Source organism: Caulobacter sp. GW821-FHT12A07 (genome assembly GCF_058807655.1).
The window spans coordinates 218,557-239,963 of record NZ_JBXAQX010000002.1; the positions used below are offsets into that span (position 1 = coordinate 218,557).

18 protein-coding genes and 1 pseudogene are annotated in these 21,407 nt (G+C 70.1%); 11 read left to right on the forward strand and 8 right to left on the reverse strand.

Annotated features, from left to right (window positions below):
* Positions 1–137 precede the first annotated feature (137 nt).
* Positions 138–608, reverse strand: coding sequence for a TIGR02300 family protein (locus AC1RRS_RS04770; RefSeq protein ID WP_487288851.1), 471 nt, complete (start codon positions 606–608; stop codon positions 138–140).
* 117 nt (positions 609–725) lie between these two features.
* Here AC1RRS_RS04770 and aroA point away from each other — a divergent pair, with 117 nt between their 5' ends.
* The 5 genes and pseudogenes from aroA to mscL form a co-directional block, all read left to right on the forward strand.
* Positions 726–2,054 (forward strand): 3-phosphoshikimate 1-carboxyvinyltransferase, encoded by a 1,329-nt coding sequence (gene aroA, locus AC1RRS_RS04775; RefSeq protein WP_492854157.1) that lies wholly within the window; start codon positions 726–728, stop codon positions 2,052–2,054.
* A gap of 3 nt (positions 2,055–2,057) precedes the next feature.
* Positions 2,058–2,708, forward strand: coding sequence for a (d)CMP kinase (gene cmk / locus AC1RRS_RS04780; RefSeq protein WP_492854158.1), 651 nt, complete (start codon positions 2,058–2,060; stop codon positions 2,706–2,708).
* A gap of 133 nt (positions 2,709–2,841) precedes the next feature.
* Positions 2,842–4,551, forward strand: a complete 1,710-nt coding sequence (rpsA, locus tag AC1RRS_RS04785) for a 30S ribosomal protein S1 (RefSeq protein ID WP_487288856.1) — start codon at positions 2,842–2,844, stop codon at positions 4,549–4,551.
* A 186-nt stretch (positions 4,552–4,737) separates the two neighbouring features.
* A complete protein-coding gene (locus tag AC1RRS_RS04790; protein ID WP_110120436.1) occupies positions 4,738–5,019 on the forward strand; it encodes an integration host factor subunit beta in 282 nt (93 codons plus the stop codon).
* Positions 5,020–5,098: 79 nt separating this feature from the next.
* Positions 5,099–5,509, forward strand: a pseudogene (gene mscL, locus AC1RRS_RS04795) (large-conductance mechanosensitive channel protein MscL); the annotation flags it as partial.
* Positions 5,510–5,816: 307 nt separating this feature from the next.
* Here the strand turns inward: mscL and AC1RRS_RS04800 are convergent.
* On the reverse strand, positions 5,817–6,053 hold the full coding sequence (locus AC1RRS_RS04800) for a DUF1674 domain-containing protein (protein WP_110133256.1): 237 nt from the start codon (positions 6,051–6,053) through the stop codon (positions 5,817–5,819).
* A gap of 78 nt (positions 6,054–6,131) precedes the next feature.
* Between AC1RRS_RS04800 and AC1RRS_RS04805 the strand changes: the two genes are divergently transcribed.
* Genes AC1RRS_RS04805 through AC1RRS_RS04815 form a run of 3 tightly spaced genes read left to right on the forward strand, consistent with a single transcriptional unit; the run spans position 6,132 to position 9,892 of the window.
* On the forward strand, positions 6,132–7,415 hold the full coding sequence (locus tag AC1RRS_RS04805) for an RsmB/NOP family class I SAM-dependent RNA methyltransferase (RefSeq protein ID WP_492854159.1): 1,284 nt from the start codon (positions 6,132–6,134) through the stop codon (positions 7,413–7,415).
* 59 nt (positions 7,416–7,474) lie between these two features.
* Positions 7,475–8,134, forward strand: a complete 660-nt coding sequence (gene rpe, locus AC1RRS_RS04810) for a ribulose-phosphate 3-epimerase (protein WP_198575287.1) — start codon at positions 7,475–7,477, stop codon at positions 8,132–8,134.
* Positions 8,135–8,143: 9 nt separating this feature from the next.
* Positions 8,144–9,892, forward strand: a complete 1,749-nt coding sequence (locus AC1RRS_RS04815) for a heparinase II/III family protein (RefSeq protein WP_492854160.1) — start codon at positions 8,144–8,146, stop codon at positions 9,890–9,892.
* Positions 9,893–10,058: 166 nt separating this feature from the next.
* Here the strand turns inward: AC1RRS_RS04815 and AC1RRS_RS04820 are convergent, their stop codons facing one another.
* The 5 genes from AC1RRS_RS04820 to AC1RRS_RS04840 form a co-directional block, all read right to left on the reverse strand.
* Entirely contained in the window at positions 10,059–11,726 is a 1,668-nt protein-coding gene (locus AC1RRS_RS04820; protein ID WP_492854161.1) for an MFS transporter, read from the reverse strand.
* A gap of 72 nt (positions 11,727–11,798) precedes the next feature.
* Positions 11,799–14,480, reverse strand: coding sequence for a PAS domain S-box protein (locus AC1RRS_RS04825; RefSeq protein ID WP_492854162.1), 2,682 nt, complete (start codon positions 14,478–14,480; stop codon positions 11,799–11,801).
* 177 nt (positions 14,481–14,657) lie between these two features.
* Positions 14,658–17,033 carry a TonB-dependent receptor gene (locus tag AC1RRS_RS04830; RefSeq protein WP_492854163.1) on the reverse strand — a complete coding sequence of 792 codons (2,376 nt, stop codon included), beginning with the start codon at positions 17,031–17,033 and terminating at the stop codon, positions 14,658–14,660.
* 177 nt (positions 17,034–17,210) lie between these two features.
* The gene (gene cysQ / locus AC1RRS_RS04835; RefSeq protein ID WP_492854164.1) at positions 17,211–17,990 is read right to left on the reverse strand and encodes a 3'(2'),5'-bisphosphate nucleotidase CysQ; all 780 of its coding nucleotides are present in this window, start codon (positions 17,988–17,990) and stop codon (positions 17,211–17,213) included.
* The gene (locus tag AC1RRS_RS04840; protein WP_198575282.1) at positions 17,987–18,178 is read right to left on the reverse strand and encodes a DUF3553 domain-containing protein; all 192 of its coding nucleotides are present in this window, start codon (positions 18,176–18,178) and stop codon (positions 17,987–17,989) included. Before AC1RRS_RS04840 ends, cysQ begins: the two co-directional genes overlap by 4 nt.
* A gap of 126 nt (positions 18,179–18,304) precedes the next feature.
* On the opposite strand from AC1RRS_RS04840, the gene chpT reads away from it, so the two are divergent.
* From chpT to AC1RRS_RS04855, 3 genes are all read left to right on the forward strand, one after another.
* Positions 18,305–18,988 carry a histidine phosphotransferase ChpT gene (chpT, locus tag AC1RRS_RS04845; protein WP_487288864.1) on the forward strand — a complete coding sequence of 228 codons (684 nt, stop codon included), beginning with the start codon at positions 18,305–18,307 and terminating at the stop codon, positions 18,986–18,988.
* 121 nt (positions 18,989–19,109) lie between these two features.
* Positions 19,110–19,487, forward strand: coding sequence for a response regulator (locus AC1RRS_RS04850; protein WP_487288865.1), 378 nt, complete (start codon positions 19,110–19,112; stop codon positions 19,485–19,487).
* Positions 19,484–20,314, forward strand: coding sequence for a CheR family methyltransferase (locus AC1RRS_RS04855; protein WP_492854165.1), 831 nt, complete (start codon positions 19,484–19,486; stop codon positions 20,312–20,314). The genes AC1RRS_RS04850 and AC1RRS_RS04855 overlap by 4 nt, the downstream gene beginning before the upstream one ends.
* 14 nt (positions 20,315–20,328) lie before the next feature.
* Here AC1RRS_RS04855 and AC1RRS_RS04860 read toward each other — a convergent pair whose 3' ends face one another.
* Complete coding sequence (locus AC1RRS_RS04860; protein ID WP_492854166.1) at positions 20,329–21,396, reverse strand: hypothetical protein; 1,068 nt, start codon at positions 21,394–21,396, stop codon at positions 20,329–20,331.
* Positions 21,397–21,407 lie beyond the last annotated feature (11 nt).

Here is a 21,407-nt window from a genome sequence, read left to right on the forward strand (position 1 = left end):
CGAAGAGGCGCGGAACCTATGCCGAGGTTTTTCCGGGATCAACCCCCTCGGCGAACTTTTTTTCGGGGTGCGACGAAACGCTGTGGAGAACCCGAAAACCCGGGGTCGGATCACTCCGACCCCGGCGCATTCGCCGCTTAGCGGTCGTCGTCTTCTTCGCCCGGGAGGCCTTCGATCTCGTCGCCGAGATCGTCGTCGTCCTCGTCTTCCAGGAACGGAACGTCGTCGGCTTCGTCCTCGGCGAGATCCTCGTCCTCGGCGAAGTCGACGCCCAGGTCGTCGCCGCCCGGAGCCGGAGCCGCGGTCGGATCGCCGTCCTCGTCATCGGTCTCGACGACGTCGGCCTCGGCGGCCTCGTCGATTTCCGGGGTTTCGTCGACTTCGTCCTCGAAGCCGTCCTGCTCCTTGGGAGCCGGGACTTCCTTTTCGTCTTCGGCGTCGTAGTCCGGCGTGATGGCGCGGGCGCGCACGCGGCGGGACTTCAGCGCCTCTTCCGGATCGAACTGCTCGCCGCATTTGGGGCAGACGGCCGGACGGCGGTTGAGGTCGTAGAACTTCGACTGGCAGCTGGGGCAGATTTGTTTTGCGCCCAAGTCGGGATTTGCCAAGGTGGCGACCCTTTGATCCTGATGGGAAAAGCGGCGGCTGACTTGCCATGACGAAGGGCCGCTGTCAAAAGCAAACCCCTTCGCGAAACACCTATGTTGCAAGGAGCCGGTTTCGGCATGACGACGGCTGGATTGAAGAGCACGCCCGGCGGAGCCCTTCGCGGTACGGTTCGGGCGCCTGGCGACAAGTCCATTTCGCACCGTTCGATGATCCTTGGGGCCCTGGCTAGCGGCACCACGACCATCGAGGGACTGCTGGAAGGCGACGATGTCCTGGCCACGGCCCGGGCGATGCAGGCCTTTGGCGCGCGCATCGAAAAGGAAGGCGTCGGCCGCTGGCGCGTCGAGGGCAAGGGCGGCTTCGCCGAGCCTTCGGACGTCATCGACTGCGGCAACGCCGGCACCGGCGTGCGCCTGATCATGGGCGCGGCCTCGGGCTTTTCCATGTGCGCCACCTTCACCGGCGACCATTCGCTGCGCGGCCGTCCGATGGGCCGGGTCCTCGACCCGCTGGCCCGCATGGGCGCCACCTGGCTTGGCCGCGACAAGGGCCGCCTGCCGCTGACCCTGAAGGGCGGCGGCCTGCGCGGCCTCGTCTACACCCTGCCGATGGCCTCGGCCCAGGTGAAGTCGGCCGTGCTGCTGGCCGGCCTGCACGCCGAGGGCGGCGTCGAGGTGATCGAGCCGGAAGCCACCCGCGACCACACCGAGCGCATGCTGCGCGCCTTCGGGGCCGAGGTGATCGTCGAGGACAAAAAGGGCGTGCGCCACGTGCGCCTGCCCGAAGGCCAGAAGCTGAAGGGCACGCACGTGCAGGTGCCGGGCGATCCGTCCTCGGCCGCCTTCCCGCTGGTCGCGGCCCTGGTCGTCCCCGGCTCGGAAGTGACCGTCGAGGGGGTGATGCTCAACGTGCTGCGCACGGGCCTCTTCACCACCCTGCAGGAGATGGGCGCGGATCTGGTGATCTCGAACGTCCGCGTCGAGAGCGGCGAGGAGGTCGGCGACATCACCGCCCGCCATTCGCAGCTCAAGGGCGTGGTCGTGCCGCCCGAGCGCGCGCCGTCGATGATCGACGAATATCCGATCCTGGCCGTCGCGGCCGCCTTCGCTGATGGTCCCACCGTCATGCGCGGCATCGGCGAGATGCGGGTCAAGGAAAGCGACCGCATCGCCCTGACGGCGGCGGGCCTGCTGGCCTGCGGCGTCACGGTCGAGGAAGAGCCGGAAGGCATGACCGTGGTCGGCACGCGCGGCGGCAACCATCCGGTGCGCGGCGGCGGCAAGGTGATCACCCACGGCGATCACCGCATCGCCATGAGCCACCTGATCCTGGGCATGGCCGCCCTGGAGCCGGTCGAGATCGACGAGCCTGGCATGATCGCCACCAGCTTCCCGGGCTTCGTGTCGCTGATGACGGGCCTGGGCGGCTCGATCGTCGAGGCCTGATCCATGGGCTTCGTGATCGCCGTCGACGGCCCGGCCGCCTCGGGCAAGGGCACCATCGCCTCGCGCCTGGCGGCCCACTACGGCCTGCCGATGCTGGACACCGGCCTGCTCTACCGGGCGGTCGGGGTGCGGCTGCTGGAGGCCGGCGGCGACCTGGACGACGCCGGGGCCGCCGAGGCCTCGGCCCGGGGCCTCGACCTTGCCGAACTGGAGCGGCCGGAGGTGCGCACGCGCGCCGCCGGCGAGGCCGCCAGCCGCGTGGCCGTGCATCCGGGCGTGCGCTCGGCCCTGTTCGACCTGCAGCGGACCTTCGCCAGCCAGGACGGCGGCGCCGTGCTCGACGGCCGCGACATCGGCACCGTCATCTCCCCCGAGGCGCCGGCCAAGCTCTATGTCACGGCCAGTCCGGAGGTCCGCGCCGATCGCCGCTGGAAACAGCTGACCGGCCAGGGCGAAAGCGTCTCGTTCGAAGAGATCCTGGCCGACATCCACAAGCGCGACGAGCGCGACGGCGGCCGCAAGGACGCGCCCATGGCCCAGGCGCAGGACGCCACCTTGCTTGATACGTCGGAAATGACTATATCCCAGGCCTTCGATGCGGCTCTCCGCATCGTCGAGACGGCGCGCGCCCGGTGGGGAAACCCCAAGGGCTAATCTAACGCCCGCCTCGCCGCCGCTTTGGAAGCGCCGGATCGCATCAAAAATCCACTTCACCCGGAATCCCGAGAACCGTCATCTGGCGGCGCTCATCGCAGGGCTTCCCACAACCCAGAGACCAAAGATCAGCATGGCTGACGATATGAGCTTCAACCCCACGCGCGACGATTTCGAAGCGCTCCTGAACGACTCCATGGGCGGCCGCGACTTCGCCGAAGGCTCCGTGGTCAAGGGCGTCGTTGTCGGGATCGAGAAGGACTTCGCGATCATCGACGTCGGTCTGAAGACCGAAGGCCGCGTCCAGCTGAAGGAATTCGGCGTCGACGAAGCCGGCAAGGCGACCATCAAGACCGGCGACACCGTCGAAGTCTTCCTCGAGCGCCTCGAGAACGCCATGGGCGAAGCGGTCATCAGCCGCGAAAAGGCCAAGCGCGAAGAAGCCTGGACCCGCCTGGAAGGCGTCTACGCCAAGAACGAACCCGTCATGGGCGCGATCGTCGGTCGCGTTAAGGGCGGCTTCACCGTCGACCTCGGCGGCGCCTCGGCCTTCCTGCCGGGCTCGCAAGTCGACATCCGTCCGGTCCGCGACGTCGGCCCGCTGATGGGCAAGGAACAGCCCTTCGCCATCCTGAAGATGGACCGTCCGCGCGGCAACATCGTCGTCTCGCGTCGCGCCATCCTGGAAGAAGCCCGCGCCGAGCAGCGCACCGAACTGGTGTCGCAGCTGCAAGAGGGTGAAATCCGCGAAGGCGTCGTCAAGAACATCACCGACTACGGTGCGTTCGTCGACCTGGGCGGCATCGACGGCCTGCTGCACGTCACCGACATGAGCTGGAAGCGCGTCAACCACCCGAGCCAAGTGCTCGCCGTGGGCGACACCGTGAAGGTCCAGATCGTCAAGATCAACCCGGACACCCAGCGCATCTCGCTCGGCATGAAGCAGCTGCAGTCGGATCCGTGGGACGGCGTCGAAGCCAAGTACCCGGTCGGCGCCAAGTTCACCGGCCGCATCACCAACATCACCGACTACGGCGCCTTCGTGGAGCTGGAAGCCGGCGTTGAAGGCCTGGTGCACGTGTCGGAAATGTCGTGGACCAAGAAGAACGTCCACCCCGGCAAGATCGTCTCGACCTCGCAGGAAGTCGACGTCGTGGTCCTGGACGTCGATCCGTCCAAGCGCCGCGTCTCGCTGGGCCTGAAGCAAGCCCTGGCCAACCCGTGGGAAGCCTTCGTCGAGGCTCACCCGATCGGTTCGACCGTCGAAGGCGAAGTCAAGAACGCGACCGAATTCGGTCTGTTCGTCGGCCTCGACAACGACATCGACGGCATGGTGCACCTGTCGGACATCGACTGGAGCGTCGCCGGCGAAGAAGCCATGGCCCGCTACAAGAAGGGCGACCTGGTCAAGGCCAAGGTGCTCGACGTCGACATCGAGAAGGAACGCATCTCGCTCGGCATCAAGCAACTGGCCGGCGACCCGATGTCGGGCGACACCTTCCGCAAGGCTCAGACCGTGACCGTCACCGTCACGGAAGTGACCTCGGGCGGCATCGAAGTCCGCTTCGGTGAAGACGACGCCCCGATGACCGCCTTCATCCGCAAGTCGGACCTGTCGCGCGATCGTCAGGAACAGCGCCCCGAGCGCTTCGCCGTGGGTGACCGCGTCGACGCTCAGATCACCAACGTGGACAAGGCCGCGCGCCGCGTCTCGCTGTCGATCAAGTCGCTGGAAATGGCCGAAGAGAAGGAAGCCATCGAGCAGTTCGGCTCGTCGGACTCCGGCGCTTCGCTGGGCGACATCCTGGGCGCCGCTCTGCGCGAGCGCGCTACGAAGGACTAAGCTCTCGCCTAACGGCATGAGCTGAAGACAGGCGGCGGCCGGAGTGATCCGGCCGCCGCTTTTCTTTTGCGGTTACTCCGGGCGCCCCCGCAGTCTTTGGGAACCGGTTGCAACCTTTTCCTTGAAGATTCCATGCCGCTTGGGCAAAGGTCGCGGCGCGCCGCTCCCTCGGCGCAGGGGACATCGATGATCAAGTCTGAACTCATCGCCAGGCTCGCGAACGAAAACCCGCACCTGACGCAGAAGGATGTGGAACGCGTCGTGGGCGTGATCCTCGAACGCATGATCGGCGCGCTGGAAGGCGGCGGCCGCGTGGAGCTGCGCGGCTTCGGCGCCCTGTCGGTCCGTTCGCGCCCGGCCCGGGCCGGCCGCAACCCGCGCACCGGCGAAACCGTCGACGTCCGCGCCAAGCACGTGCCGTTCTTCAAGAGCGGCAAGGAACTGCGCGCCCGCCTGAACGCGGAATAGTCGGGAAACCGACTCACTTGCCCCTGCGGGCGAACCGCTTCAGCCTCTCGGCGTTGGATGTGCCGAGAGGGATTTTCGCATGAGCATCGTCAAGGAATTCCGCGAGTTCATCGCCCGCGGCAACGTCATCGACCTGGCCGTCGGCGTGATCATCGGCGCGGCCTTCAACGGCATCGTCAAGAGCCTGGTCGACCAGGTGATCATGCCGCCGATCGGCCTGCTGACCGGCGGGCTCGATTTCTCGAAGCTGGAATGGGTGCTGCGCCCCGAGGATCCGGCCACCGAGGCGGTCGAGAAGGTCGCCATCCAGTACGGCGCCTTCATCAACACCCTGATCCAGTTCTTCATCGTCGCGGCCGTGGTCTTCCTGCTGGTCAAGCTGGTCAACCAGATCCGCCGCGCCGACGCCGCCGACCCGGCTCCGGAAGCCCCGCCGGCCCCGACCCCGGAAGAAAAGCTGCTGACCGAAATCCGCGACCTGCTGGCCAAGCCGGCGGTGGCGGCTGCGGCGCGGGCGGCTGAAAAGCCTGCGCCGGCCGCGCCCAAGACCGCTCCCGCCAAGAAGCCGGCCGCTCCGCGCAAGCCGAAGGCCTAGAAAAGGAAAACCTCTCCCATGGGGAGAGGGAGGGGCCCGCGCCGAAGGCGTGGGAGGGTGAGGGGGTAAGACGTCGACCGTCTCATCTCCTTCGACCCTGCCCTGTCCGGAAAGGTCCCTAACCCCTCACCCTCCCATGCTGCGCATGGGCCCCTCCCTCTCCCTATGGGAGAGGTGGGATGTGGTGGGAGAAGGATCGTGATCAGAAATCCACCGCTACGCCCTTGCGCTCCCAGTCGCCGAAGCGCGTGGGCTCGGGGCCGTCGCGGCCGCCCTGTTCCGCGGGAAGCGACGCGGCCGCCTCGGCCTCGCGGCGAGCGGCTGCCTCTTCCAGGGCGCGGCGGGCGGCGGGGCTGAGGTCCTTGCCGGGAGCGGCGCCCAGGCGGGCCAGTTCCGGGTCCTGAACCTCGGAAAGCGGGGAAGAAAGATCGTCGGACATGCGCTTTCATAGCACGCAAGCGTCGATGGATCATCCAAGGGGCTTGCGCTCGCGCTCATTGCGGGGCACGGCGGGGCGGTGACTCAGGAATTGAACGACGGCCTTCCCGCTCGGGAAGCGGCCCTCGCCCTACTCGACGCGGCCCTTTCGCGCCGCGGCGGCCTCGACGAGGCCGCGACGACCAACGCTTTCCGCGCCTTGGAGCCGCGAGAGCGCGCTTTCGCGCGCGCTCTGGCCATGGCCGCGCTGCGCCGTCTGGGACCCGTCGACCGTGCCCTCGCCGCCAAGCTCAGCAAGGAGCCGCCGCCCCGCGTGCGCAACCTGCTGCGCCTGGGCGCGACCCAGGCCTTCTATCTCGAGGTGCCGGCCTTCGCCGCCGTTGCGACGAGCGTGGAGCTGGCCGGCGCCAACAAGGCCAGCCGTCCGTTCAAGGGGCTGGTCAACGCCGTACTGCGCGGCCTGCTGCGTGACGGCGCGCCGTCCGATGATCCGTCCGACCTGACGCCGCCGTGGCTGTTCGCCCGCTGGGTCGGCGCCTGGGGCCAGGACGACGCCCGCGCCCTGGCCGCCGTCGTGGCCGAGGAGCCGGCCACCGATCTTTCCCTCAAGCCCGGAACCGACGTCGCGGCCCTGGCCGAGGCCCTGGAGGCCGAGGTGCTGCCGGGCGACACCCTGCGCACCCGCCGTCGCGGCGACGTCGCCGCCTGGCCGGCCTTCGAGGACGGCAGCTGGTGGGTGCAGGACGCCGCCGCCGCCGTTCCCGCCCGCCTGCTGGACGTCAAGCCCGGCGAGACCGCCGTCGATCTTTGCGCGGCTCCTGGCGGCAAGACGCTGCAGCTGGCCGCCACGGGCGCCAAGGTCGTGGCCGTCGACCGTTCGGCCTCGCGCCTCAAGCGGGTCGGCGAGAACCTGGCCCGCATGAACCTCCAGGCCGAGGTGGTGGCCGCCGACGCCGCGACCTGGACCGACGAGCGCGTCTTCGACGCCGTGCTGCTGGATGCGCCGTGCTCGGCCACCGGCACCTTCCGCCGCCATCCGGACGTGCTGTGGGCCGCCCGCCCGGGCGACATCGCCAGCCTGGCGACCGTGCAGTCGGCCCTGCTGGACAGCGCGGCCAAGCGCACCGCCCCCGGTGGCCGCCTGATCTACTGCGTCTGCTCGCTGGAGCCGGAAGAGGGCGAGGCCCAGGTCGAGGCTTTCCTCACCCGCCATCCGGAATTCGCGCTGGCCCCGATCGGCGCCGGCGAGGGCGGGGCGCCGCAGGCCAGCCTGACGGCGCGCGGAACCCTGCGCCTGCTGCCCCATCACCGCGAAGGCGGCCAGGACGGCTTCTTCGTGGCCCGCTTCGTCAAGGCCGCATAAGGCTGCAACTCAACCGCTCGCTTGTAGCGCGAGCCTTTGCCCGGTAAGCCAGGAACACCATGACCGCGCCGATCATCGCCCCGTCGATCCTCGCTTCCGACTTCGCAAAGTTGGGCGCCGAAGTCGCCGCCATCGAGGCGGCCGGCGCCGACTGGGTGCATGTCGACGTCATGGACGGCCATTTCGTGCCGAACATCACGCTCGGCCCCGACATCGTCAAAGCCATCCGGCCGCACGCCAAGATCCCGTTCGACGTGCACCTGATGATCAGCCCGGCCGATCCCTATCTGGAAGCCTTCCGCGAGGCCGGCGCCGACATCATCAGCATCCATCCGGAAGCCGGTCCCCACCTGCACCGCTCGCTCAAGCGCATCCGCCAGCTGGGCGCCAAGGCCGGCGTTGTGTTCAACCCCTCGACCAGCCTCGACCACGTCGAATGGATCCTCGAGGACGTCGACCTGGTGCTGGTCATGTCGGTGAACCCCGGCTTCGGCGGCCAGAGCTTCATTCCCGGCCAGCTGCGCAAGGTCGAGGCCCTGCGCAAGCTGATCGACGCCCAGGGCCTGGACGTCATCGTCGAGGTCGACGGCGGGGTGACCCCGGTCACCGCGCCCCAGTGCGTCGCCGCCGGCGCCACGGCCCTGGTGGCCGGCTCGGCGGTGTTCAAGGGCGGCCCGGACGCCTACGCCGCCAACATCCGCGCCCTCAAAGGGGACTGACGCCACCGCATGACCGGCGCGCCCGACACGCCTTCCGCATCCCAGGCCGCCGGGCGTCCCGCTGGACGTCCTGTGCGCCGGGGATCCGTGTTGGCGCGGTCGATCGCCGCTTCGGCCCGCGCCGGCGTCGAGCGCGAGTGGTTCGGCTCGCCGCCGCACCGGGCGCTGATCTCCTCGCCGCGTCCCGTCGGCCTGGCCGCCCGGCCGCATGATCCCCGTCCGGTGCAGGTCCAGCGCGGCCGCCAGCTGCTCGATGGCGTCCTGACCCTGCACGACGAAAGCCTGAAGGTCGGGGCCGAGGGCGATCCCTTCGACACCCCCAGCCCCTCGCGCGCCTTCGCCGTCGCCCTGCACCGCTTCGACTGGCTGCCCGGCCTGCTGGCCCAGGGTCCCGAGGGCGCGCGGCGCGCCCTGCGGCTGATCCAGGACTGGCGGCGGGTGTTCGGAACCTGGAACCAGTTCTCGTGGTCGGGCGAGTGCCTGGAGCGCCGCACCTTCCACCTGGCCTGCGCCGCCAAGACCCTGTCGCCGGGCGCCTCCGACGCCGAGGCGACGGCCCTGGCCCTGGACATAGCCCGCGGCGCTCGCCAGCTGCTTCGGGCCTCTGACGCCCCCGACCGCGTCCTGGAACGGGCGGTGGTGGTGACGATCGCCGGCACGGCCCTGGTCGGCAAGGCCAGCGACCGCCTGATGGCCGAAGGCCTGCGCCGGGTGCTGCGCTGCCTCGACACGGTCGTCCTGGCCGACGGCGGTCACGCCTCGCGCTCGCCCGAGGCCGGGCTGGAGCTGCTGTTCGACCTCCTGACCCTCGACGACGCCCTGGGCCAGCGCGGCCGGCCGACGCCGGAGGCGATGAGCCGGGCCATCGACCGCCTGTCGTCCGGCGCGCGCTTCTTCGCCCTGGCCGACGGACGGCTGGCGGCCTTCCACGGCGGCGAGGCCATCGAGCCGGCCCGCATCGCCGCCGCCCTGGCCCACGACGACCACGGTCCCCAGCCGCCGATGGACATGCCGCACGCCGGCTTCCAGAAGATGCAGGGCGGCACGATCCAGGTGATGGCCGACGCCGGCGTCCCGCCCGCGGGCGCGCTCAGCCGTTCGGCCTGCGCCCAACCGGCCGCCTTGGAGATCATCTGCGGCAAGGACCGGCTGATCACCTCCAGCGGCTGGAGCCCCGAGGCGGCCAACGCTCAGGCCTTCCGTCTGTCCGACGCCGCCTCGACCGTGTCGGTGGGCGGCGGCTCGGCCGGCCGTCCGCTGTCGGGCTTTCGGGCCGCGGCGCTGGGTCCCTGGCTGGTCGACGGCGCGACCAGCGTCGAGTCCCGCCGCCACGACGCCGAGCAGGGCGTCTGGCTCGACATCGTCCATGACGGCTGGCGGCGCCTGGGCCTCAAGCACGCCCGCCGCCTGTTCCTCGACATCGCGGCCGACGAGCTGCGCGGCGAGGACAGCCTGATCCCGATGGCGGAAGCGAAAGTCGACGGCCCGCGCCGCTATCATCCGTTCAAGATCAGCTTCCACCTCCACCCCGACGCCCGCGCCTCGCTGGCCCGCGACGGCAAGAGCGTGCTGATCAAGGGGCCGTCCAACATCGGCTGGTGGCTGCGCAACGATGCGCCCGACGTCGCCGTCCTGGCCGCCCCCCACTTCGACCACGGCCACGCCCGCCAGGCCGGGGTGATCGTCCTGAAAAGCCAGGTCCGCGCCGAGAAGGGCGCGAAGATCCGCTGGAAGCTGGCCCGGGCGGCGGATCACTAAAGATCCTTCTCCCCTTGCGGGAGAAGGTGGCGCCGAAGGCGTCGGATGAGGGGTCTCTCAGATCTCCGCCGCCGCGCCTGGTCGGGCCGCCGTCGCGGCGGACAGCGCCTTCGACCCCTCACCCGACCCGCTTCGCGGGCCACCCTCTCCCGCAAGGGGAGAGGGGCTAGTCGAGGCTTCGCCCCTTCGTCTCCGGCAGCAGGAACGCCGTGGTCAGCACGCTGATCAGGGTGAAGATCACCGGGTACCAGAGGCCCGCATAGATGTTCCCCACCGCCGCCACGATGGCGAAGGCGCTGAAGGGCACGAAGCCGCCGATCCAGCCCGTGCCGATGTGGTAGGGCAGGGACAGCGCGGTGTAGCGGACCTTCGTCGGGAAGAGCTCGACCAGCGCCGCGGCCAGCGGGCCGTAGAGGGCGGTGGCGCCGATCACGAACACCAGCAGCACGCCGAACACGCCCCAGATGTTGATCCGGGCGGGATCGGCCGCGGTCGGATAGCCGGCCTTGGCCAGCGCCGCCTTGATCGCGGCCTCGCCGGCGGCCTTCACCGCCTTGGCGTCCTTGGCCGGCAGGCCCTCGGCGCTTTTCGAGACGATGCGCGTCTCGCCGATCTGGACGACGGCCGGGGCGCCGGCCGGGCCGGTTTGGTTGGCGTAGGAGACGCCGGCATTGGCCAGGGCGCTCTTGGCGATGTCGCAGGACGAGACGAAGGCGGCCTTGCCGATGGGGTCGAACTGCAGGGCGCAGTCCCCGGGGGCGGCGGTGACGCTGACCGGAGCCCTCGCCGAGGCCTCCGCCAGGGCCGGGTTGGCGGCGCGCTCCAGCAGGTGGAAGCCGGGGAAGTAGAAAACGAGCGCCAGGGTCATGCCGCCCAGCATCACCGGCTTGCGGCCGATCCTGTCCGACAGCCAGCCGAAGACGACGTAGAGCACCGCGCTGACCGCCGCGGCCCCCATCATCAGGCCGTTGATCGTGCCGGGCGCGACCTTGAGGAACTTCTCCATGAAGGTCTGGATGTAGAAGAAGGTGGTGTACCAGACCGCGCCTTGCGCCGACATGACGGCGAAGAAGGCCAGCAGCACCAGCTTGAGGTTCTTCCATTGGCCGAAGGCTTCGGCGTAGGGGGCCTTGGACGCCGCGCCCTCTTCCTTCATCCGGGCGAAGGTGGGGCTTTCGCTGAGCTTCAGGCGCATCCAGACCGAGACCGCCAGCAGGCCGATCGAGACGGCGAAGGGGATGCGCCAGCCCCAGTCGTCGAAGGCCGCCGGCCCGATGAGGGCGCCCAGCAGCCAGCGGGTCGCCAGGATGACCAGCAGCGCCGCGAACAGGCCCAGCGACGCCGAGCTCTGCACCCACGACGTCGCCCGGCCGCGCTGGCCCGGCGGGGAATGCTCGGCGACATAGATCGCCGCCCCGCCATATTCGCCGCCCAGGGCGAAGCCCTGCACGCAGCGCAGGATGATCAGCAGGATCGGCGCGATGATCCCGGCCTGCTTGAAGGTGGGCAGCAGGGCGATGGCGAAGGTCGCGCCGCCCATCAGCAGCACCGTGGCCAGGAACGCGCCCTTGCGGCCGGCCTGGTCGCCGATCTTGCCGAAGACCAGGGCGCCCAGGGGCCGGAAGGCGAAGCCGACGCCGAACAGGGCCAGGGCGGCGATATAGCCGGCGGTGTCGGACAGGCCGGTGAAGAAGGTCTTGGAGATGACCTGGGCCAGGCTGCCGAAGATGAAGAAGTCGTACCACTCGAAGGCCGTGCCGGCCGACGAGGCCGCCACCACCGTGCGCATCGACGCGCCTTTCTTGTGAGCCGCGCCCGATACCGTTTCCGTCATTCGGAAATCCCCCTGATTGATCGGAGGATTAGCCCGGAACGCGGCGTCCTGGGAAGCCTTCGGAGAACGTCGTCAGGCGACGGCGGCCTGGGCCGTGGCGGCAGCCCCAGCGGCGGCCTCGGCGACGCGGACGATCTCCGACAGCAGGGCCGTGGGGGAGATCGGCTTGGCGGCCACGCCGTTCATGCCGGCGGCCAGGTAGGTGGCGCGCTGGTGGGCCAGGACGTTGGCGGTCAGGGCGACGATCGGCGTGGCGCCGGCCGGGCCTGGCAGGGCGCGGATGCGGCGCGAGGCCTCCAGCCCGTCGACGCCGGGCATCTGCACGTCCATCAGGATCAGATCAAAGCCGCGCTCGGCCGCCTCGACGCCCGACAGGCCGTCCTCCGCCGTCTCGACCGAGGCGCCGAGCATCTCCAGGATCCGGCGGGCGACCATGCGGTTGGTGGGGTTGTCCTCGACCACCAGCACCTTCAGGCCTTGCAGCATCTGTTCGTCGACGGCGTCGCCCTGGGCGGGCTGGGCCACCGACGGCGCGGCGATGGTCAGGCGGAAGGTCGAGCCTTCGCTCTCGACGGAGGAGAAATCGACCTCGCCGCCCATCATCTGGGCCAGGCGACGGGTGATGGCCAGGCCGAGGCCCGAGCCGCCGAACCGGCGGGTGGTGCTGGCGTCGGCCTGCTGGAAGCGCTGGAACAGGCGCGCCTGGGCGTCCTGGGCGATGCCGACCCCGGTGTCGGCCACCTCGAACGCCAGGCGGTCGGCGCCCTCGCGGCGCAGGCGCAGGGTCACCGAGCCCGACAGGGTGAACTTCACGGCGTTGCCGACCAGGTTGAACAGCGCCTGGCGCAGGCGGGTGGGGTCGGCCAGCACGATCCCGACGTCCGGGGCGTCGACGATCAGGGCCAGGCCCTTGTGCTCGGCCTGGCCCTTCAGCAGGCGCGCGACGCTGCGCACCAGGTCGGCCGGGTCGATCGGCTCGGGCGTGACGTCCAGGCGTCCGGCCTCGATGCGCGAGAAGTCGATGATGTCGTCCAGCAGGGTCGAGAGCATGCGGCCGCAGGCCAGGGCCTCGCCCAGCAGGTGGTCGGCTTCCGAGGAGAGCCCCTGGCGCTTGAGCAGGTGGATGATCCCCAGCACCCCGTTCATCGGCGTGCGGATCTCGTGGCTCATATTGGCCAGGAACTGGGCCTTGGCCTCGTTGGCCGCCTGGGCGGCGCGCTCGGCCTCCACCAGGGCCAGTTCGGCGCGCTTCTGTTCGTCGATGTCGAGCACCAGGCCATAGGCCTTGCGCACCCGGCCCGAGGCGTCGCGGCGCACCTCGTGGAACAGGCGGATCCAGCGCTCCTCGCCGTTGGGGCGCACGACCCGGGCGTCGAAGGCCCGCTCGCCCCAGCGGCCGACCGCGCCGGCGGCGTAGACGGCGGCCACGTCCTCGGAGCGGATCATCGGCCAGATGGCCTGGCGCACGTCCTCGAAGGTGATGCGGCGGCCCAGGATGCGGTGGAACTCGGGCGAGCCCCAGAACGAGCGATCGGCGTGGTCGATCTCGTAGACCCCGGCCTGGGCGGCGCCGAGCGCGGTCTTCAGCCGCCGGGCGTTGGCGCGGGCCTCGCGGCGGGCGTCGGCCAGGGCGGTGACGTCGTCCATATAGGTGATGACGCCGGCGATCGCGCCGCTGGCGTCGCGCCAGGGGCGGGCCTCCCAGCGCAGCCGGTGCTCGACCCCTTGGCCGTCGGTGAGGCTGTCCTCGCGGCGCACCACGGTCTGGCCGGTGAGGGCGCGCTCGACGGCGGCGACGAAGCGCTTGCGCGCCCCATAGGTCAGTTCCTGCAGCGACTTGCCGATGACCTCGGCCTCGGTCGCCTGGAAGATCTCCAGGAAGCGCGGGCTGACCACCTTCAGGCGCAGGTCGCGGTCGTAGAGGGCCACGGCGAAGGGCGCGCTCTCGACCAGCCGGCGGGCCTTCTGCTCGCCCCAGCGGGCGAGATCCCGGTCGCGGGCGACCTCGGTGATGTTCTGCGAGATGCCGCGCAGGGCGAAGACGCCGCCGGGCCGCGGCTCGGTCTGGAAGGTGGCGCGGAACGAGAACTTCTGGCCCGTCGCGCCGCGCATGTGGTGCTCGATCGTGCCGCCCTGGCCGGTGCGCACGGCGCGGGTGAAGGTCGAGCGCACGCGGCTGCGCTCGGGCTCGTCGAGCTGGGCGTAGAAGGTTTCGGGCGTCGAGACCTGCTCGGGGCGCAGGCCCGTCAGGCTGAGGATGTCGCTCGACCACTCGATGCGCTGGGTGACGGGATCGAAGCTCCACACCCCGACGCCGGCCGCCGAGGCCAGCATCTCGCGGGTGCGGCGCGAGACGGCCTGCTCGGCCTTGCGGGCCACCTCGGCCGAGACGTCGCGCAGGGTGCCGACCATCTCGCCGGCGGGACCCTGGCGCACATGCGCCTCGAGCCAGACGCGGCGCTCGTCCTTGCAGACCATGCGCACGCGCAGGACCGTGCCGCCCATGGCGCGGATGACCTCGCCGGCCTGGATCAGTTCGGCGTGGTGCTCGGGATCGATGAACTTCAGGGGCGGCTGGCCGATCAGCTCGGCGGCGGTCCAGCCGGTCAGGCGCGTCCAGGCCGGATTGACGGTGACGAAACGGCCCTCGACCACGACGGCGAACAGGTCGTGGGCGTTCTCGAAGAACCATTGCGCGCTCTCGGCCTGGCTCAAAGGCGCGGGCGGCGTGTCTGGCGAGCGCGGCGAGGACAATCCCAGCTCCCGGCGGAAGGTGAGGCGGATCGTCGCGCCCAAGGGTAAACTTTAGGTTGGCGCCGGCTCGCGTCAGGCGAATATTTCCTGATCCCGTTCCGCGCGCTCAACGAAAAACCCCGCCCGGATCGCTCCGGGCGGGGTTCATGCGCTTTTCGCCGGTGAAGACGAGAAGGATCAGTAGCGGACGTTCAGGGTCAGCAGGGCCTGGCGGGCCGGCGCCGGGTCGGCGTGGTGCACGCCGTTGGTGCGCAGGATGTAGCGCTCGTCGCTGAGGTTCTGGACGTTGAGCTGCAGGTCGACCTTGTCGTTGACCTTCCACGAGGCGAAGGCGTCGTAGCGGGTGTAGGCCGGGGCGAAGACGCCGGTGGCGCCGCCGCCCGCGCCGCCCTGGTTGCCGCCGAAGCTCTTGGAGGCGCCGTAGACGCCGCCGCCGATCGAGATCTGCGGCAGGACGCGGTAGGTCGTGAACAGGCTGTAGGAGTGCTTGGGCGTGTTGGCCAGCGGGTCGCCGATGTTGACGCTGGTGATGGCGCCGCGGACCAGCTCGCTGTCCATGTAGGTGTAGCCGGCGAACACCTGCCACTTAGGCGTCACCTTGCCCGAGGCGCCCAGCTCGACGCCCTGCACGCGGGTCTTGCCGGCCTGCTCGTAGGTGCTGGTCGTGGCGTCGACCAGGATCTGGGCGTTCTTGCGCTCGGTGCGGAAGATCGCGCCCGACAGGGCCAGCTGGTCGCCGAACAGGTTCCACTTGGCGCCGAGTTCGACGTTGGTGGACTCTTCGGGATCAAGCAGTTCGTTGGCCAGGTTGCCGGTGCCCGAGCCCGAGGCGGTGTTCTGGTCGCCGCCCGAGATGGTCGGCGGGGTCGAGGAGGTGGCGTAGGAAGCGTAGACGCTGCTGCTCGGGGTGGGCTTGTAGACCAGCCCGACCTGGTAGTTGACGAAGTCCCACTTGGCGGCGGCGAGGCTGGTGTAGGTGACGGCCGTGATCACGCCGCTCGAGGAGGCAGCCGTGGCGTTGTAGCCGTTGGTCTCGTACTCGTCGTAGCGCAGGCCGAGGTTCAGCAGCAGCTTGTCGGTCAGGTTGACGGTGTCGAAGCCGTAGAGCGCGGTGGTCTTGGTCACCGAGCGCGAGGACGGGCCGCGGGTGATGATCCCTTCCCAGGCGTCCGACGGGTTGGGGGCGTAGAGGCGGGTGCAGTCGCCGACGCCGGCCGTGGTCACGTTGTTGGTGAAGCCGGTCGGGCAGGTCGAGCCCTTGGTGGTGTAGATCACGTACGAGGCGTTGTCGTTCACCTCGCGCGACACTTCCAGGCCGATGTTGAAGCTGTTCTTCAGAGAGCCGAGGTCGAACTTGCCGCTCAGGTCGGTGACCGAGGCGACCGTGGTGGTCTCGTTCCAGCGCGACTTGGTGCCCCGCTTCATCCACCATTCGCCGGCGACGAACTGGGCCGCGCCGCCGTCGCCCGGGTTGGTCACCAGGTAGTCGTTGACCGACTGGCCGATGCGCACGGCCTGACGGACCGTCAGGTTGTCGTTGATTTCGTGCTTGATGATGAAGGTGCCGATGTCGGCGCTGGTCTTCTGGAAGTCGCGATCGAGGCCGTAATAGGCGTCGCGCGAGACGTCGAGAATGCCGTTGGCCGGACGGGTGCGGCTGTCGGTGCCCGCCACGCCCCAGGTGCGCTTGCTGGCCAGCGGGATGCCGTAGTCGGGGTCCTGGTCGGTGTCGAGGTGGTAGTAGGTCAGCGTCGCCTGGGTGGGCGTGCCGATGCCGAAGGCCAGCGACGGGGCGATGCCCCAGCGCTTGAAGTCGACGCTGTCGCGGCCGGGCGTGTCGCCCTGCGTGCCCATCAGGTTGAGGCGGAAGGCGGCGTTCTCGGCGAACGCATAGTTGGCGTCGACCGTGCCGCGGAAATAGTTGTCGGTGCCGGCCGCCAGGCCGCCGCGGACGAAGTCCTGGGCCTTGGGGGTCTTGGTCGACAGGTTGATGCTGCCGCCGCCCGAGCCGCGGCCGCCGTAGGCCGAGTCCGCGCCCTTGACGACTTCGACCTGCTCCAGCGCGAAGACTTCGCGCGACTGGCCGCCGCTGTCGCGGATGCCGTCGACGAAGATGTTGTTGCCCGAGGCCTGGCCGCGGATGAACGGACGGTCGGCCAGGGGCTGGCCGCCTTCGCCGGCGCCGAAGGTGATGCCCGGCGAGGTGCGCAGGATGTCCTGCAGCGAGGTCGAGGCGGTCTGTTCGATGATCTGCGACGAGATCACCGTGATCGAGCGCGGGGTGTCGACCAGCGGGGCGGTGTACTTGCCCGACTGCATGTCGGTGGCCTTGCGGGCGTCGACGGCGATGCCGGACACTTCCTGCACGTCGGCCGCGCTCGGCGCGGGGGCCGAGGCCGGGGCGGTGGCGACCGGGGCCGCGTCCACCGCGTCGGCGGCGAAGGCGGCGGGCGCCATGGCCAGACCGGCGACACCGGCGACGGCGGCGGCGCCCAGGGCGCGGCGGGCGTGGCTGCGAACGCCGGCGGCGGCGGGCGAGGAAGGCTTTTGCATCTTTTAGTGAGACCCCAGCTCGGGTCGCGGAGGGAAGGATCCGCGGCCCCTGTCCTGAAATTGCGAGGCGTTATTAGTTGCGCCTTTGCTGGGGTGCAATAATAATCAGTCGCAGGATGAGCCCGGTCGCCGCTGCGTGCGGCGACCGTGACCATATTGCAACGTTTCGCCTTGGTATCAGGCGCCGCGGGCCACGAACCAGCCGTTGCGGAAGCCCTGGTCGGCCTTGCCATAAAGGAAAGGCTCGCCCTCGGGGGTGGTGAAGCGGCCGCCGGCGGCGACGATCAGGGCGTGGCCGGCCGCGGTGTCCCACTCCATGGTCGGGCCATGGCGCGGATAGATGTCGGCCGCGCCCTCGGCGATGCGGGCCAGCTTGATCGACGAGTCCATCGGGGCGCGCAGGCTGAAGCCGTACTGGTCGGCCAGGGCCGTGGCCTTGTCTTCCTTCATGGTGTGGCTGACCAGGGCCAGGGCCTCGCCCTGCGGCCAGGCGCGGGCCCGCACCGGCGTCTCGGCGCCGTCCGCGCCCTCGCGCTTGAGCACGCCGCCGTCGGCCGTGAACCAGACCTCGCCGGTGGCCGGGGCGCAGACCGCGCCGGCGACGGGAACACCCTGGTCGATCAGGCCGATGTTGACGGTGAAGTTGGGGTCGCCGCGGACGAAGGCCTTGGTGCCGTCCACCGGGTCGACCAGGAAGAAGCGCGGGCCGATCTGGTCGGGCGTGCCGTATTCGCAGGCATGCTCCTCGGAGATGGCGGGGATGTCGGGGAACTGCTGGGCCAGCAGGGCCAGGATCACCTTCTCGCCGGCGCGGTCGGCCTCGGTCACCGGGCTCTCGTCGGCCTTGCGCACCACGTCCAGCTCGGTCCGCCAGAACGGCAGGATCACCTCGGCGGCGGCCTCGACGATGCGGGCCAGGTCGCGGCCGATGTTCGCCGGAATGGGGGCGGAGCTCATGCTTGTCCTCGGGGGTCGTCGCCGACGAAGTCCAGGGTCACGACGCGGGCGTCGATCGTCTGCTTGCCGGCCTCTTCGAAATTCACGGTGACGCGATGGCCGGTCACGGACTGCACCTGGCCAAGGCCCCAGTCGGGCTGGCCGGGATGGCGCACCAGGACGCCGGGTTCGAGAAAGGGATCCATCACACGCACCTGATAGAGGCTGGCGGCGCAAAGCGGGAGCGGTTTTAGGCGTCCAGACGCCCTAAAAGTCGTCGTTGCGGCCTGGCGGTCCCGTTTGCCAAAGTCCCAAATCACGCCAAAGATCGCGCCATGACCGACACCGAAGCCACCGCCTCGCCCGCGCCCGCCGCCACGCTTGACGTCAACGGCCCGGATTTCGCCGCCCTGGTGGCCGCGCGCCTGTGTCATGACTTCATCAGCCCGGCCAGCGCCATCGTCTCGGGTCTGGACCTGCTGGAAGACCCCAGCGCCCAGGACATGCGCGACGACGCCATGAGCCTGATCACCAGCTCGGCCCGCAAGCTGGCCGACCTGCTGCAGTTCACCCGCGTGGCCTTCGGCGCCTCGGCCTCGGCCGAGAGCTTCGACTCCCGCGAACTGGAAAAGCTGGCCCAGCAGGGCGTCTTCGCCCACGTGCGTCCCAACCTGACCTGGGACATAGCGCCGCAGTCGCTGAACAAGGCCGCCTCGCGCGCCCTGCTCAACATCGCCCAGATCGCCGCCAGCGCCCTGCCGGCCGGCGGCGTGGCCACGCTGCGCGCCGTCGTCGCCGACGGCCGCACCGCGATCACCGCCGACGCCGTCGGCCCCCGCGCCCGCCTGCGCCCCGAGGTGCTGGCCGGCCTGAAGGGCGAGCCGCTGGGCGAAGGCCTGGGCGGTCCGTGGGTGCAGGCAGCCTATCTCTACGCGGTGGTCCGCGCCGCCGGCGGCCAGCTCGGCGTCGAGATCGCCGAGGAGCGCGTCAGCATCGCCGCCTGGACCCCCGCCGACTGACCGTACGTTTTTCGGCGCCGTCACCGCTCCTTAACCCGGATCGGCCAATCCTGATCGTCTAGGATTTGGAGCGCGTCTGGCGGCGAAACCGCGCACACTTTCGCCTGACGCGCTCTCCGATTTGGAGCGTGCCGTGAAGACCTGCCTCGTCGTCGACGACAGCCGGGTGATCCGCAAGGTCGCCCGCCGTGCGTTGGAAGACATCGGCTTCGACATCGCCGAGGCCGCCGACGGCATGGAGGCGTTGGCCTGGTGTCGCGCGGCCATGCCCGACGCTGTCCTGCTCGACTGGAACATGCCGGTGATGAACGGCCTGGAATTCCTGCAGCGCCTGCGCGAGGAACCGGGCGGCGACGCGCCGGTGGTGGTGTTCTGCACCGTCGAGAACAAGGTCGAGAACATCCGCCTGGCCCTCGATCACGGCGCCGACGAATACATCATGAAGCCCTTCGACGGCGAGATCATCGCCGCCAAGTTCGCCGAGGCGGGCCTGCTATGACCCCCGAGGACATGGACCTGTTGGCGGCCCTGGGCCGCACCCGCGCCGGCCTGAAGGTCGAGACCGACAAGCACTACGTGGTCGAAAGCCGCCTGGCGCCGCTGGCGCGCCGCGAGGGCTATCCCTCGATCGAGGCCCTGGTGGCGGCCCTGCGCGCCAAGCGCGAGGAGCGGCTGATCTGGGCGGTGGTCGAGGCCCTGACCGTCAACGACACCGCCTTCTTCCGCGACCGCGCCACCTTCGCCTTCCTGCGCGACACGGCGCTGCCGGAGCTGTCGCGCCGTCGCAAGGACGGTTCGGTGCGGATCTGGAGCGCAGCCTGCTCGACCGGCCAGGAGATCTATTCCCTGGCCATCGCCGCCGACGAGGCGCGCAATCTCGAACAGGGCGTGCGTTTCGAATTCTTCGCCTCGGACCTCTCCGAGCGCTGCCTGGAGAAGGCCCAGAGCGGGCTCTACACCCAGTTCGAGGTGCAGCGCGGCCTGCCGATCCGGCTGCTGATCAAGCATTTCGAGAACCACGACGAGACCTGGGCGATCTCGCCCCGCATCCGCCAGGCCGTGCGCTGGCGGCGCATCAACCTGATGTCGGACCTGTCGGGCATGGGCGCCTTCGATCTGGTCATGCTGCGCAACGTGCTGCCGGGCCTGGACCCGTCGGTGCGCGCCCGCCTGATCGAGAACCTCGCCGCGCGCCTCACCGAGGACGGGCTGCTGGTGCTGGGCGAGGCCGAGAGCCTGGCCGGCGTGACCGAGGCCCTGCATCCGGTGGCCGGCCGTCCCGGCGTGTTCGCCCGCGATCCGGCCTACCGCGCCGTCGCGGCCTGATTTTCAGCTGAACCTCAGCCTAGGCGGGGCGCCGGCCGCGTGACCGCCTGGGCCATGCCGTCGCGTTGACCGCGCAGCCACGACACCAGCGTCCGCCACGCCGACGGCGGCGGTTCCGGCGCATCGACCATGGCGCGCGCCAGCTTGCCGAACAGCAGGGCTGTGGCGCCGGGCGCGGCCAGGGCGCCGCGCGTGTCCAGCCTCTCGACCACCCGCCGCGACATCTGCCGGTAGCGCACGGGCGGGGCGGTTTCGCGCGGCTCGGGCGTGCGGCAGTCGGAGAAGTCGAGCGACAGGCCGCAGCCGGCCTCGATCGCCCGCGAGACGGCGGCCCGGTAGTCGGCGTCGCGGCCCAGGCGGTCGACGTCGATGACGAGGTCGGCTTCCGGCAGCGCCTGCAGGTAGGACAGGATGTAGATCGACAGGAAGGCGGCGAACGACACCTTGGCCGGCGCGCGCTTCAGCCGCCGCCGCACCGCCGCCAGCCGTCCGGCGAAGCCGTGGCCGCGCGAATCCGGCACCTTCAGGTCGCCGCGCAGGCTGTCGGCCTCGGCGAACTCCGCCATCAGCACGTACTGGCAGATCTCGAAATAGGTCGGCCGGGGGCGCTTGCGCAGGGAGTAGAACGACAGCCACTGCTGCAGCGGGTCGCGGATCAGCACGATGTGGAAGCCGCCGAACCGGCGCCGCAGCCACTCGATCTTGCCCAGGGTGCGGCAGCAGGCCAGCACGGGGACTTCGCCCCGGGCCTGGGCGTGATCGACGAGGCCGGCGACATAGGCCTGCTGCTCGGGATCGTCCTGCTCGGGGGCCAGACGATAGCCGTCGAGGGCGAAGCGCTCGTGATAGCCGGCCACGCCGCCTTCGGCGGTGATCAGGTCGGAGAACTCCGCGAGATAGGGGCGGTCGCCGCCCGGATGGCGCAGCCGCGTGTGCTCGGGCGTCTCGCGGGCGATGATCTCGTGGGTCATCGTCTCGAGGTGTTCGTGCCAGGGCTCGTAATAGGCCCGCACGCCGGCCAGGGCGCGGAACCGGCTCCAGATGTAGGTGCTCGAGCAGCGCCAGCCGCTGTGCACGAACACGGGGGGAAGGG